Source organism: Nocardia sp. XZ_19_385, from assembly GCF_015355755.1.
Classification (GTDB): Bacteria; Actinomycetota; Actinomycetes; order Mycobacteriales; family Mycobacteriaceae; genus Nocardia.
Window position 1 is genome coordinate 885,472 of sequence record NZ_JACVEE010000003.1, and the last position, 13,182, is coordinate 898,653.

Below are 13,182 nucleotides of genomic sequence, written 5' to 3' on the forward strand. Positions count from 1 at the left end.
CTGGAGTGTCGCCGGGCCGCGAGGTCGTACTCGAGACGACTCGTCTACTGCTCAGGCCGTGGCGGGTAGCCGAGGCTGTCATCCAGCGTGAGCTGTGGACCGAACTGATCCACGAGTACCGCCACACCGCCGAATCGACGCAGACGGACACCCCACGATCGCAGAGCTCGAGGATTCGATCCGTACCAGTCAGCCATCGTCGGTCGGCTTGCTGGCGGTCGAGCGCAGGGCCACCCGTGACGTCATCGGCTACTGCGGCCTGGTCGACAGCGGACGCGGCGCGAAAGGGCAACCGGAGCTGGCATTCGAACTGCTTCGCCGCGTCTGGTGTCAGGGCTACGCGACCGAGGCCGCGCTGGCGGTTGTGGACTGGGCGAGATCGTCCGGGTATGAACGTTTATGGGCCACGGTCTGGGACTGGAACATCGCTTCTCGCCGTGTGCTGGCGAAGGTCGGGTTCGAGGAGACCGAACGGACTGAAGTGCACGCAGTGCACGGGACCACCTTGTTCACCACGAGACGGCTCTGACACGCCCCAAAATTCCTTCCACCGCCGCCCGATGTATCGATCACCCACTAAGTCGAAGCTCGCGCTACACGGATATCGGCGCGGTGATCGGCAGATGCGGACGTTCAGAACCGCTCTGTAGGCGGCAGTAGCGGATGTCGGCCGAGGTGATCTAATCAGGCAGCTACCGTCGGGGCGGGGCAGAATGTGCACGGTGAGTTTGGACCTGGATATCCCGCGGTGGCTTTCCGGGCATCGGACACCGATCTTGACCACGATGGCTCGATTGCCATGGATATCGGGGCCAGCGCCACGATCATAGTCGCGGCCGGGGTGGTCGGGCTGATCCTGGTGATCGCGAAACACTGGTGGTGGCAAGCGGTTACGATCGCCGTTTCGGTCGTGGCGGCGATCGCAGCCGTTGCTCTCGAGTACATGATTCAGCGAGCACGCCCGCCGGAGGATCTCGCGGTCGTTGCGGCCGGTGGGTTTTCGATGCCGTCGACTGTGGTTGCCATGACGGCCGCAGTCGCGGTTGCCGCCTATCTGGTCCTGCCCTGGCCGGCGCGGCACCGGCGCGGTACCGCCATTCGACTTGCAGTGCTCGTCGTGGCACGAGTCGTCCGTCGCAGGCCGATTCGGTGGTGGCCACATCCCTCAGCGAACTAGATCGCAGCATCAGCCATCGCCCAGAGCCGAGCGTGACAGACCATGCGACAGACTGCCGTCATGCGCTTTCACGGCAGTCTCCCGTTCCGCGGTCGGATCGTGTGGCTCACCTCAGATCAAGGCGGCCGCTCATCGGGACCACCACCCACACCACCCGACCATGACTACGCCGCAACAGCATTCGTCCCGCCACACAGTCTGGCGGAGGGAACGGCATCGTTCGCTCTGCGAGTCGCCGACCGAACCGCGTGGTGCTCACCGGCCAGCGCAGGATGGCTGATCGTCGAGAACACCGGTGTCTACACGGTCCAGGTCGGCTCGGTTGTCGTCATCACCGAAGGTCCCCGGATTGTTGGCTACTTTCACGTCAGCGAACTGATCAAGACCTAGGGATCTCGTGACTAGCAACAACTTTCAAGAGCGACGGGTCAGTGAACCTTCTGGCCGATTGCCCGCAATACCTCCGAGAGCCACACCAGGTGGTATCCGATCGCTCGATCAGGTTCGGCCAGCAGATCCGTCAAATGCTCCCACGACCACGAGAGTTGGCCGAGCGTCAGATCGGCCGGAGTGTTGGTGAAGTCGTACAACTGATCCTGCGGAATCGACCAGAAGTAGTCCTGATCCAAGTGAAGGGTGTCTCCGTCAGTGGCAGCCTCGACGTGATCCATGAGCAAGTCGATGGACCTGCGCAGGTCAGTCAGCGATACGTGCAGTTGCCATTCGGTCATGAGCACGATCATCCCTGGCCCCAGACACCGCCCTGAAATCGGCTACTTAATACTGGTGCCAGGGCCTGATCCCGGCCAGGATCGGGTCCAGGTGCCCGGTGAGAAGCTCCCTAATCGGCTGCCCACCCGCATCATTGGTGTGGCTCTCTATTGGCTTGCAGCTCACCGGGTGCCGTGCCGGGAATGGCTGAAGAGGGGTTTGCCCAGCTCGAAGTAGCGGTGCCTTCCCGCACGGACCTCACACGCCGATTCGGGAAGGACGCGCCGGTGTCAGTCATCATCGGGATGGATCCACACAAACGCTCAGCCACGATCGAGATTATCGACCTCAACGGCGAGATACTGGCCACGGGACGATACGGCACCGACAACGCCGGATACAACGAAATGCTCACCACTGCACAGCGATACAACGAACGGGTGTGGGCGATCGAGGGCTGCAATGGCATCGGCCGTCATATCGCGCATCGCCTGGTCCACGATCGGGAAACAGTGATCGATGTGCCGGCGAAATTGTCGGCGCAGATTCGGGTGTTCGCGACCGGCAACGGTCGCAAGACCGATCCCGTGGATGCGCATTCGGTGGCATTGGCGGCGTTGCGGGTACCGGACCTGCGTCGCGTCCAGGCGGATTCGGAGCTGATCGCGTTGGGGATGCTCGCCGATCGCCGCGACGAGCTCGGCCGCGCCCGCACCGACACCGTCAACCGGCTGCACCGACTGCTGCTGGAGTTGCTGCCTGGCGGAGCGAAGAAGTTCCTTACCGCAATGCAGGCCCGGAAGCTGGTCGCGACCGTCAAACCCCGCGATCCGGCGGGCAAGGTCCGGCGCCGCCTGGTCGTCGAGTTGATCGGCGAACTGGAAACGATCGACCGAAAGATCAAGGCCGCGAACAAAGAACTACGCCAGCTCGTCAACGAGCGCGGCTCCAGCCTGACCGACCTCAACGGCATCGGACCAGCCGGCGCGGCGCGGTTGCTCGCCGATGTCGGAGATATTCACCGATTCCGAGACCGGAACCGATTCGCGTCCTGGAACGGCACCGCCCCTTTGGACGCATCCTCAGGCCAGCAGCAACGCCATCGGCTCTCGCGCGCCGGGAACCGGAAGATCAACCGGGTCTTGCACACCATGGCCATCGTTCAACTGCGCAATCCCAGCGCTGGCCGCACCTACTATGACCGCCGCAGAGCCGCGGGCAAGACGTCGATGGAAGCAATGCGGGCATTGAAACGACGGCTGTCGAATGTCGTCTACAGGCGCATGCTCGCCGACCAGCGCAGAGGTGAAACGGCAAGCCCGGGAGGGCAATCGGGGACGACTATCGACTCCAGCGCGACCGGCTCAACCCCGCATACCGGCACTTCGGACAAGCCACAACCCGGACTTACCACCAACCAGAATAGCCCCGACCTGCAAACCGCGTCTTGACACGAGAGGGGAGCCAATACAGTGCGTTTTATGAGCGCGCGTGGTACGCGGCGCCGCTTTGAAATGCTCAGCGCTTCCCAGGCGCTGAAACACGTTGGTGGCTAGGGCGTTGGCCGGGCAAGGCGAGTGGGAGCCAGACGGCCGCGCAGCTCTACCGATTCGCCGAGCCGCCAGTGGCGGGCTTCTTCGGGGGCCGCCGCGGTGACTGTTTTGTCCGAGGTGAGCAGCAATGAATCTTGTTTTGCCAGTTCGCACAACCGCGCGGCTTCGTTGACCGCGTCACCGATCACCGTGAACTCGTAGCGCTGCCGAGCCCCGACATTGCCGGCGACGACCCGCCCTTCGGCGATCCCGATCGCCGCCACGAAATCCGCGCCGACGGTATCGAGCCGCGCGCGGATCGCACGTCCACACGCCAGGGCGGCCCCGGCCGAGTCGGGAAGTGGTGCGGGCGTGCCGAATACGGCCAGCGCCGCGTCCCCCTCGAACTTGTTCAGCAAACCGCCGTGGCGTTCCACCTCGTCCACCACCACGTCGAAGAAGCGATTGAGGATCGCGACCATCTCGGTCGCCGGCAGCGAGGCGGCCATGGTGGTGGATCCGACGATGTCGATGAACAATGCTGCTGCTTGGACTTCGACGCCGCCGAGGCTCGGCGTGCCGGTCAGCGCGGCGTTGGCCACCTCGCGCCCGACATGCCTGCCGAACAGGTCCCTGATCTCCTCGCGTTCCCGCAGTCCCTCGACCATATTGTTGAAACCGCTTTGCAGTTCGCCCAATTCGGTACCGTCGTAGACCGCGAGTCGCAGATCGAGTTCGCCCTTCTCCACCTCGCGCATCGCCCGGCGCACGCCATTGATCGGGGCGACGGTCGCGGCCAGCGTCTGGGTCATGAGCAGCAGGCCGATCAGCAGTGTCGCACCGCCCAGCGACAGCACGCACACCGCCAACCGCGCCGTGCTGACGTAGTCGGTGCACAGGGCCACTACGGCCAGCACCATCAGTCCCGCCACGGGCAGACCCGAACCGACCAGCCACATCAGCAGCGATCGCCCGAAAACGCCGATTCCGCTGGGGGAGCGCGTTGTTCGATCCGACAGGAACCGTGAGGTCACCGGCCGTAGCGCGAATTCGATGATCAGATAGGTACTGGCGCACACGACGACGGCGCTGAAGGTGATGCCGAACGCGACCTTGGCGATCAACCCGGGGTCGGCGAGTCCGGCCAGCAGTGTGAGCACAGTGACGCCGCCGAACCACAGCACCGCCTGCATCCGCACCAGTCGGCGTGGCACCGCCGCGGCCGCGGCCTGTTGCTGCTCGGTCGGTATCGCGTCGGGGTCCTTGGCCCAGCCCAGCGCGCCCAACCCACGGGCCGTGCCCCACGAGACGCCGACCAACATTGCGATCACGGCGTAGGCCGGGGCGGCGACGGCGTCGACCAGGAGGAGCTTCTCGGTGAAGACCGACGGTCCGGGAAGTACGAAACCGATCAGCGTGACCGACAGGAACAGGCCCGCCAGGTTGGCAAGCACGATCGGCACCGTCAGCAGCACCTGGATGCGCAGCCGCCGGGTGCCGGCGCCTTCGTCCTCGCGTCCGAGGAGTCGCGACCCCCATGGCGCCGCCGCGAGTGTGTTGTCGCTCCGCGGCATGTTCTGCCCGCCCTTTCCCGATCCAGGTCGCTGCGAATGCCAGGGGCGCCCGAGGTACTCCTACCGGCGCCCGATTGAGTGTACAAGCGTTCACTGACATGCCGGCTGCAACACCGCCGCGTGAGGCATCCCGAACTCCTCGCCGGATAGGGCCTCGACCTCCGGTCCCGAAAGGCCGTGTGAGGTGCAGTAACTCGGCGAGCCGCGCACACGGAAGAACCGGGTCTTATTGTGCACCTGGCACACTCACTACCAATCGGGTTAGGTTAACGTCTCCTAACGTGTGATCAGCGTGACTCCCGCTGATCACACGTACTGATGGACCCCACTGCCTCGGGGCATACCCCGAGAGAAGTCAGGAAGAGATGAACACTAATCCGAGCACCGGATCCGGCGTGCTCAAGCGATCATTCGGCATTGTGGGCACGACGGTCGCGGCCGTCGGACTGTTCGCACCCGGAGCAGCCAATGCCGATGTCTTCGTACCACTGCCGGACGGCCAGAAGGCAGCCCCGGGCGCGCTTATCACCCGCACCGGTGAGCGGGCCCTGGTGTCTCCGTCGCTGTCGGCCAATGGTGCAGGTCGCGTCGTGTGGGTTTCGGGCATGGTCGTCGCCGAAGTAACCGAAACCCCGGAGGGCAAGGTCGGGCCCGACTCCGGCCCCTCGAACGATCCGGGCAGCAACAACTCCGCCACCTTCGGTGCGTCCCAGCTCAACACCGGGTACATCATCGGCTGCCAGGTCAGCATCGGCGACGACGCGATCTCGCTGGGCGCGAAGGCCGGCGCGACCCTCAAGTCGGCCAGCATCAGCGGCTCGATCGGGCTGAAGATCGCGCCCGGTGAGGTGCGGTGGGTGCAGCTCGAGCGGGCCGACATCCCCAAGCCCGGAACGTATTTCGTGGACTACACCGACGTCGAGATGTCGATCGAGGGTTGCGCCGGTTACGCGCAGGCCCGCGCGTACACCAACCTCGAAATCATCGGTAACACCCACACGAAAACGACCCTCTACGGGCAGCCGTTCAGCATCGGCTGAGCGGGCACCGAAATCAGCACGTCAATCCGCACCGAACCCTCGAAGGGTTATATCTTCATGCGCAACCACAGAAATCGCGTGGCCGTCTCCGGACTGGCTGCCGCCGTCACCGCTATCGGTTTGTTGTCGGCCGGAGCCGCCAACGCCGACACCTTCATCCCGCTGCCGGGCGGCGAACTCACCCGCGAGCTGCCGCACGGCATGACCATCACCGTCCGATTGGCCGGTGAGTCGGCCACCATCAACCCGTCCCTGGGCAACACTCCGTTGAGTCGCAACACCTGGGTGTCCGGTACCGCGCACGTCGAACTCACCGGAGGCGACCGCAAGAGCGTCGGTGCGAAGATCGCACCGGGCTACATCGTGGGCTGCCAGGTCGACATCGGTGGCGGCCGGATCAACGGCACGGGCAAGGTCGGTCAGAGCGGCGACAACCTGTCCGCTTCCACGTCTGCCGGCGGCAGGCTCACCCTGGGCCCGGGACAGGCCGGGCGGCACATGATCCTGGATCTGGAAGCTCCCGACGACTACGGCAACGAGGAGCACAGTAAGGCCAATTCCTTCCGCGGCCCCACCGGCAGCGTCACGTGGGCCGATGCGACCCTCGCACTGGACGGATGCGCCGGCTACGCCCAGGCGCGCGCCTTCGTGATCGTGAAAGTCCGTGGAGCAGAAGGTGTTTCCGTGGTGACCCTGTGGGGTCAGCCCTTCAGCCTCGGCTGATAACCAACTGCGGGCTCGGTGACCAGGCACTATGGGACACCGAGCCCGTACCTCGTTGCGCAGGGCAGGTCAGGGGGCCGCGACCGGGGTGAGGCAGCTGTTGGGTGGGTCGACGAAGATGCAGAGGGCTGGGCTGCGGGTGGGGCGGTAGTCCGCGGGGACGCCGCCGGCGTGGACGAGTTGGGTGTAGGTGCCGACCGCGTCGGTGGGGCGGCGGACGAGGGCTGGGTCGGTGCGCACGTCGACGGTGTAGAGGCCGAAACGGGGTGTGTAGCTGCCCCATTCGTAGTTGTCGGTGATGCTCCAGTAGTTGTAGCCCATGACGTTCATGCCGTCGGCCTTGGCGCGCTGGATCCAGTAGACGGTGTCGCGCAGATGATCGCTGCGCGAGTAGCCGTCGCCGCGGGGGCGGCCGTTGTCGGTGGGCATGCCGTTTTCGACGATGTAGAGCGGCTTGCCCGGGTAGCGACGCGAATAGTGTTGCAGCGCATAGTAGATGCCCTCTGTGCGCAAGGGGAGGTCCCAGATGTTCTGGCCGGGCATGGCCGGAAGCGAGGATCCGAGGGCTCTGGTGATGGATCCGAGCAGTGACTGCGCCGGGTCGTAGCCGAAGTAGTAGTCGACGCCGACATAGTCGAGCCGGTGCCCGACGCGGTCGAGGAAGCCGCCGTTGACCTCCGCCTCCGCGCCTGCGACGTAGCCGACGTTGCTGGTCACCTGCGCGCCCGGCTGGACGTGGTGGATGTAGTCGTAGATGGCGTTGTGCGCCTGGGCGATCCGATCCTGCATCTCGCCCGCGTCGGCGGCGCCGCGGCGGACCTCATGCGAGATATACGCCGCGGGTTCGTTCACCGCGACCCACAGCGGATTACGGGACGCGTAGCGGTCGACCACCGCACGCATATTGGTCAGCCAATCCTCGACCATCCCCGGATTGCGCCAGCCGCCGCGATCCACCGCCCAGCCCGGGTACACCCAGTGGTCGAGGGTGATCATCGGACGCATCCCCGCCCGCACGATATTCGCGATGACCGCGTCGTAGAAGCGGAATGCACCCTCATCCCAGTTTCCCGGCGCGGGCTGCAACCGCGCCCACTCGATCCCGATCCGGAAAACCCCTACGCCGAGTGCGGCCGCCAAGTCCACGTCCGAGGCGTTGCGGTTGTAGAAGTCGACCGAATCGCCGAGTGCGTCGTAGTCGGGGTGCGATGGGATGTACCGCGTCCAATTGCTGTCTGGCGCATGGCCTTCGGACTGGAATCCCGAGGCGGCGACACCCCAGAGGAAGCCGGGATCCACCGGCGCTATGGCAGCGACCGGCTGAATCGGCGGTAACGCCTGAGAGTGTGTGGTCAGCAGCAGAGTCGAGGCGGCGGCGGCGAGTACAGCCAGGGCATGCCGAGGAAACTGGAATCGCATCACCTCAGGGTAACCAGGCGGCACCGTCGCCGTGCCGTTTGCGTGGAGCCCAACACTGGTTCCGCGAAGTCGTCTAGAGTGCGCAGATTTACCAGGGACACAGAAGGTTTCGTCCGTTACGTCGAGACGACTGGGTCCTTCGCGGTTGCGAGGGACCCAGCCTGTTTCGACCGACCCCTGGCTAGCGGGTACCGCGCCGCCGCAGCACCACGGTGAGCACAAGACCACCCACTAGCAGCACCAGCACCGCACCACCGGCGGCAAAGGCCAACGGCGAGATACCCTTCGGCTTCTTGGCCGGGGCGGCTTTCGTCCCAGGCTTTCCGGCATCGGGTTTGCCGTTGTCGCCGAAGGTTCCGGCGGGGGTGCCGGTGGACCGGTAGGTGGGCCCGGATTCCGGCGAACCGACCACGCTCACCTCCAATTCGATCGGCACCGGAACACCGCGCGCCTTCTCCAGCTCGACGCCCGGGCTCAGCTTGACCGCGATGTAGTACCACCCCGGTACCGACTGCTCCCGCAGCTTCACCACATCGGCATCCCGGTTCTGGTAGCGGATCGGGATGGTGGCTATGGCGGGATCATTGGTCGGCAGCACCTGGTCGCGACTGGCGTAAACGGTGGTGTCGTCGTCGATCTCGGTCCGGAACGGCGTGTACAGCGTGGTGCTGATGTTGGAGGTGTACCCGCTGCCGCGCACGTCCGTCGCGCCGAAGTGGACCCGGTAGGCCAGGCCCTGACCCCACTCCAATTTCACCTTGTAGAACACGAATTCACCGCGCTGCATGGTGTCGGAGTACAGCCCTGATCCGTCGAGGGTGGTGGCCACATTGAACGAACCGCCACCGACCACCGGCTGGACCGGCCCGGCCGGAGTCGTGAATTCGACAGGGATGGTGGCGGCCGGCGGCGGACCCGCGTCCGAAACCGGCGACTCCAGGCCGACATTCATTTCCAGCGTGAGTTTCTCGGGCGAATTCTCGCCGACGTGCGCCCATTCGAGGGTGAAGTAGTAGCGACCGCCGCCCCGGCATCGGTCGGTGCTTGGGCTGCCGGTTTTCGGTTCGGCCGCCTTCGTGAACATCTGGCCGACGGTCAGGGCCACGCCGTCGCTGGAACGGGTCTGCAATTCGTGCTCGTAGACGTGGCAGTCGTCCCCGTCTCGTCCGTAGACGCGCATGTCGAGCCGGTTGTTCGAGGACGCCGAACCGGAGGTGCGGCGCGGGAAGGACACGGTGCCGCTGAAGTAAGCGGTCGACCCCTCGGGGATGTCGACGGCGTAATACCGCTTGCTCTTCTGGCCGAGCACGTCGAGGTATTGGCCCGGCGTGACGACCGGTGCGTCGCGATAGCGCTCGGTGCCCTGGACCCGGGTCCCCGCCGGCGCGTAATTCCGGAGCGCGGTGGCGCTGACCCGGGGGAGTACCTGCTCCAGCGTGCTGCCGTCGGCGGCGTCGGTGTAGGTGCCGCCGGTGGACTGTGCGATGCAGGACAGCTGCGCGCGCGAGGCATCGTCGACGCCGAAACCGATGGCGTGCATGACAATTTGATGCCCCTGCTTGCCCAGCTCCTTGGCGACCTCGCACGGGTCAGGCGGCGAACAGGTGTCGAGACCGTCGGAGACGAGAACGATCGAGCTCCGCCCTTCCTTGGGCAGGGACTCGGCCGCCTTGCGCAGCGACGCGCCGATCGGGGTGAATCCGCTCGGCACGATGCCGTCGACCGCGGTGGTGAGCGCGGCCTTGTCGATGGTTTCCGGCGCGCGCAACGTCGTGACATCCTTGCAGCCCGCGGCCTTCTCGGCATCCGAGGACCCGGTTCCGGTGCCGTACACCGTGAGCCCGACCTTCGACGCCGTGGGCGCGGCCGTCACGAAATTGCGGACCGCGGTCTTGGCCGCGTCCATTTTGGTGCCGCCGCTCGGGTCGGCCGCCAGCATCGACCCGGACGCGTCCAGCACCAGCATGGTGGGCGCGTACTCCGGATTGTTCTGGCCCCCAGGTGATTCCTGTGCCAAGGCGGGTGCGGCCCCCGGGAGCAGGCCGATCACCCCCGCCGCGGCGAGACCGATGACCTTCGCAAGACGCGACACGCTATCCACACTCCGTTCCGCCGCATTCGGACTTATACGGCGTAACGGACCCTACGCAACAGCAGTTGCAATAGCCACTCGAATTATGGAAGACAGCAAAACGGGGATAGCAAACTGAATGCTATCCCCGAATTTGCCTGCGGCGCTTAGGCGGTCGCGTTCTCCCCGCTGCGGCGGATCTCGACGATCGGCAACGTCAACGCGGCGGGTGAGCTGGCGGGCACCACCGGCTGCTTCGGCGCCACGGGCGAAATCCGCTGGTAGCCCGCCTCTTGCGTGGGCCGGGTGTCCTGCTCGCCCTTGTTCGGCCAGTAGGCCGCGGCGCGCTCGGCCTGCGCGGTGATGGTCAGCGACGGATTCACGCCGAGGTTGGCCGAAACCGCCGCGCCGTCCACGACACTGAGCGTCGGATACCCGTACACCCGGTGGTAGCCGTCGATCACGCCGTGCTCGGGGTCCGCGCCGATCGCCGCGCCACCGAGGAAGTGCGCGGTCAGCGGGATGTTGAAGATCTCGCCCCAACTGCCGCCCGCGATACCGCCGATCTCCTCGGCGACCTTGCGGGTCACCGCGTTGCCCATCGGGATCCAGGTCGGATTCGGTTCGCCGTGGCCCTGTTTCGAGGTCAGCTTGCGCCCGAACACGCCACGCTTGGTGTAGGTGGTGATCGAGTTGTCCAGATGCTGCATCACCAGCGAGATGATGGTGCGCTCGCTCCAGTTCTTGGTCTGCAACATGCTCAGCAGGTTGATCGGGTGACGCAGCACCAAGCCGAGGAAGCGCAGCCAGCGGGGAATACGGCCGCCACCGTCGACCATGAGGGTCTGTAGCAGACCCATCGCGTTGGAGCCCTTGCCGTAACGAACCGGCTCGATGTGAGTGTCGGGGGTCGGGTGGATCGAGGAGGTGATCGCGACGCCCTTGGTGAAATCGACGCCGGGCGTAACCTTCTTGGTGGCAGCGCCGACGATCGACTCGGAATTGGTGCGGGTCAGCACGCCGAGCCGGTCCGACAGGTTCGGCAGCATGCCCTTGTCACGCATGGCGAACAGCAACTGCTGGGTGCCGCGAGTGCCGGCGGCCAGGACCACGTGCTTGGCGGTAAAGGTCTTGGGCTGCTTGCGAACCCAGGCGCCGGTGCGGCGGGTGTCGACATCCCAGGTGCCGTCGGGCAGCGGGCGGATCCCGGACACGGTGGTCATCGGAATCACCTCCGCGCCGGACTTTTCCGCGAGATACAGGTAGTTCTTCACCAGGGTGTTCTTGGAGCCGTACTTACAGCCGACCATGCAGTCACCGCATTCGATACAGCCGGTGCGCTCGGGGCCCACGCCGCCGAAGTAGGGATCGGCCACCGTCTTGCCGGGCTCACCGAAGAAGACGCCGACCGGAGTCTGGACGAAGGTGTCGCCGACGCCCATGTCGTCGGCGACCTTCTTGAAGATCTCGTCCGCCGGAGTCATGTGCGGGTTGCGCACCACGCCGAGCATCTTCTGCGCCTGCTCGTAGTACGGGGTGAGCTCGTCGCGCCAGTCGGTGATGTCGCGCCACTGCGCATCCTTGAAGAACGGCTCCGGCGGCACGTACAGCGTGTTCGCGTAGTTCAGCGAGCCGCCGCCGACGCCCGCGCCGCCGAGGATCAGCACATCGCGCAGCAGGTGGATGCGCTGGATGCCGTAGCAGCCCAGCGCGGGCGCCCACAGGAACTTGCGCAGCTCCCAGCTGGTCTTGGGCAGTTCGTCGTCGGCGAAGCGCTGACCGGCTTCCAGGACGCCGACCTTGTAGCCCTTTTCGACCAACCGCAGTGCGGTCACGCTGCCGCCGAATCCGGAACCGACGATGAGTACGTCGAAATCCGTCGCCCGCTGGTCCATAGTGCAGAACTCCTCGATGCCGGTCTTCTGTGACTGCCGGTAACACTACTCTCCAGTAGTGGCGCGGCTCACGCCTGGGTTTTCCACCAGTCGACGGTGCTGGCGACAGCCTTGTCAAGAGGCGTGGGGTGCAGGCCGAGGCGCTGTTCGCTGGCGCTGGAGTCGAGCACGAACGGCGCGGCGCCCTGGTAGCTCATCTCGGCCAGCTCACGCATGGCCGGGCTGATCAAGCCGATCGTCTTCAGCATCCACGGGCTCAGGGCCAGCACCTGAGGTTCGGCAACGCCGGCCGCCTGCCCGATCAGGTCGATCAGTTCGCGCTGGGTGACGGGCGGTGCGGTCGGTGCGTGCAGGAAGCTGTTCCACAGCGACTCGTCGGCGGCCGCGCGGATCATGGCAGCGGCGAGGTCGGGAATGTAGGTGAACGAGTGCGGCATATCCAGGCGGCCGAGAGCCTTGGCCTTCTTGCCGGCCAGGATCGGGGCGAAGATCTGCTCGCCGGACAGGGAGTTGCGCACGTATGGGCCGACGAAGTCGGCGGCGCCGACGCTGATCGTCGGGGTGGCGTGGGCTTCGCGGGCGCGCACCAGCTCGGTCCGGACGCCGGGCTTGCCGAAGTCGGCGGTACGCGGCATGTCTTCGGTGATGGGGCGGTCGACGCGGCCGTAGGAGTAGAGGTTCTCCGCGCAGACGACAACGGTGCCGGTCTTGCCCGCCTCGTCCAGCACGGCCTGCTGGGCGGGGATCAGTTCCGCGCGCCAGGCTTTGGCGGCGTATGCGGAGGCGCCCGCGCAGTGGTAAACGGCTGCGGCGCCCTCGAATTCACCGGACAGTTGGCCCGGATTGCCGACATCGATCTTGCGGCGCTCGACGAGCGGGTGCTCCGGGCCGCTGCCGGAGCGGGTCAGCACCCGGACCTGCTTTCCGGCGGCCGCCAGCTGCTCGGCAATGGTGACACCGACGGGGCCGGCTCCGGTGACGATGTGCAGGTCGGACATGATGATCCTTTCGAGGGGCGAACGCGCCCTGGGGTTTTCAGT

12 protein-coding genes are annotated in these 13,182 nt (G+C 65.8%); 6 read left to right on the plus strand and 6 right to left on the minus strand.

What is annotated here, in order from left to right:
- Nucleotides 1-208: 208 nt before the first annotated feature.
- From IBX22_RS27760 to IBX22_RS27770, 3 genes are all read left to right on the plus strand, one after another.
- Nucleotides 209-529: a GNAT family N-acetyltransferase gene (locus IBX22_RS27760; protein ID WP_255526502.1), complete on the plus strand. Its 321-nt coding sequence runs from the start codon at nt 209-211 to the stop codon at nt 527-529.
- Between the two features lie 270 nt (nt 530-799).
- The gene (locus IBX22_RS27765) at nt 800-1,177 is read left to right on the plus strand and encodes a hypothetical protein (protein WP_194818632.1); all 378 of its coding nucleotides are present in this window, start codon (nt 800-802) and stop codon (nt 1,175-1,177) included.
- 42 nt (nt 1,178-1,219) lie between these two features.
- The gene (locus IBX22_RS27770; protein ID WP_194818633.1) at nt 1,220-1,567 is read left to right on the plus strand and encodes a hypothetical protein; all 348 of its coding nucleotides are present in this window, start codon (nt 1,220-1,222) and stop codon (nt 1,565-1,567) included.
- Nucleotides 1,568-1,605: 38 nt separating this feature from the next.
- Here the strand turns inward: IBX22_RS27770 and IBX22_RS27775 are convergent, their stop codons facing one another.
- Nucleotides 1,606-1,908 carry a hypothetical protein gene (locus IBX22_RS27775; protein ID WP_194818634.1) on the minus strand — a complete coding sequence of 101 codons (303 nt, stop codon included), beginning with the start codon at nt 1,906-1,908 and terminating at the stop codon, nt 1,606-1,608.
- 267 nt (nt 1,909-2,175) lie between these two features.
- Here IBX22_RS27775 and IBX22_RS27780 point away from each other — a divergent pair, with 267 nt between their 5' ends.
- On the plus strand, nt 2,176-3,339 hold the full coding sequence (locus IBX22_RS27780; protein WP_194818635.1) for an IS110 family transposase: 1,164 nt from the start codon (nt 2,176-2,178) through the stop codon (nt 3,337-3,339).
- Nucleotides 3,340-3,440: 101 nt separating this feature from the next.
- Here the strand turns inward: IBX22_RS27780 and IBX22_RS27785 are convergent, their stop codons facing one another.
- Nucleotides 3,441-4,994 (minus strand): adenylate/guanylate cyclase domain-containing protein, encoded by a 1,554-nt coding sequence (locus IBX22_RS27785; protein ID WP_194818636.1) that lies wholly within the window; start codon nt 4,992-4,994, stop codon nt 3,441-3,443.
- 365 nt (nt 4,995-5,359) lie between these two features.
- Between IBX22_RS27785 and IBX22_RS27790 the strand changes: the two genes are divergently transcribed.
- Both IBX22_RS27790 and IBX22_RS27795 read left to right on the plus strand, forming a co-directional pair.
- A complete protein-coding gene (locus tag IBX22_RS27790) occupies nt 5,360-6,034 on the plus strand; it encodes an MspA family porin (RefSeq protein WP_194818637.1) in 675 nt (224 codons plus the stop codon).
- 57 nt (nt 6,035-6,091) lie between these two features.
- Nucleotides 6,092-6,757, plus strand: a complete 666-nt coding sequence (locus IBX22_RS27795) for an MspA family porin (protein WP_194818638.1) — start codon at nt 6,092-6,094, stop codon at nt 6,755-6,757.
- A 69-nt stretch (nt 6,758-6,826) separates the two neighbouring features.
- Here the strand turns inward: IBX22_RS27795 and IBX22_RS27800 are convergent, their stop codons facing one another.
- The 4 genes from IBX22_RS27800 to IBX22_RS27815 form a co-directional block, all read right to left on the minus strand.
- Nucleotides 6,827-8,176 (minus strand): family 1 glycosylhydrolase, encoded by a 1,350-nt coding sequence (locus tag IBX22_RS27800; protein ID WP_194818639.1) that lies wholly within the window; start codon nt 8,174-8,176, stop codon nt 6,827-6,829.
- Nucleotides 8,177-8,357: 181 nt separating this feature from the next.
- Nucleotides 8,358-10,268, minus strand: a complete 1,911-nt coding sequence (locus IBX22_RS27805) for a VWA domain-containing protein (protein ID WP_194818640.1) — start codon at nt 10,266-10,268, stop codon at nt 8,358-8,360.
- A 146-nt stretch (nt 10,269-10,414) separates the two neighbouring features.
- Nucleotides 10,415-12,142: a GMC oxidoreductase gene (locus IBX22_RS27810; RefSeq protein ID WP_194818641.1), complete on the minus strand. Its 1,728-nt coding sequence runs from the start codon at nt 12,140-12,142 to the stop codon at nt 10,415-10,417.
- Nucleotides 12,143-12,210: 68 nt separating this feature from the next.
- Nucleotides 12,211-13,140, minus strand: a complete 930-nt coding sequence (locus IBX22_RS27815) for an NAD-dependent epimerase/dehydratase family protein (protein ID WP_194818642.1) — start codon at nt 13,138-13,140, stop codon at nt 12,211-12,213.
- Nucleotides 13,141-13,182: the final 42 nt, after the last annotated feature.

Coding starts and splice junctions, on each gene's coding strand:
- IBX22_RS27765 (WP_194818632.1), top strand. CDS start 800: ATGGATATCGGGGCCAGCGCCACGATCATAGTCGCGGCCGGGGTGGTC.
- IBX22_RS27770 (WP_194818633.1), top strand. CDS start 1,220: ATGCGACAGACTGCCGTCATGCGCTTTCACGGCAGTCTCCCGTTCCGC.
- IBX22_RS27775 (WP_194818634.1), bottom strand. CDS start 1,908: ATGACCGAATGGCAACTGCACGTATCGCTGACTGACCTGCGCAGGTCC.
- IBX22_RS27785 (WP_194818636.1), bottom strand. CDS start 4,994: ATGCCGCGGAGCGACAACACACTCGCGGCGGCGCCATGGGGGTCGCGA.
- IBX22_RS27790 (WP_194818637.1), top strand. CDS start 5,360: ATGAACACTAATCCGAGCACCGGATCCGGCGTGCTCAAGCGATCATTC.
- IBX22_RS27795 (WP_194818638.1), top strand. CDS start 6,092: ATGCGCAACCACAGAAATCGCGTGGCCGTCTCCGGACTGGCTGCCGCC.
- IBX22_RS27800 (WP_194818639.1), bottom strand. CDS start 8,176: ATGCGATTCCAGTTTCCTCGGCATGCCCTGGCTGTACTCGCCGCCGCC.
- IBX22_RS27810 (WP_194818641.1), bottom strand. CDS start 12,142: ATGGACCAGCGGGCGACGGATTTCGACGTACTCATCGTCGGTTCCGGA.
- IBX22_RS27815 (WP_194818642.1), bottom strand. CDS start 13,140: ATGTCCGACCTGCACATCGTCACCGGAGCCGGCCCCGTCGGTGTCACC.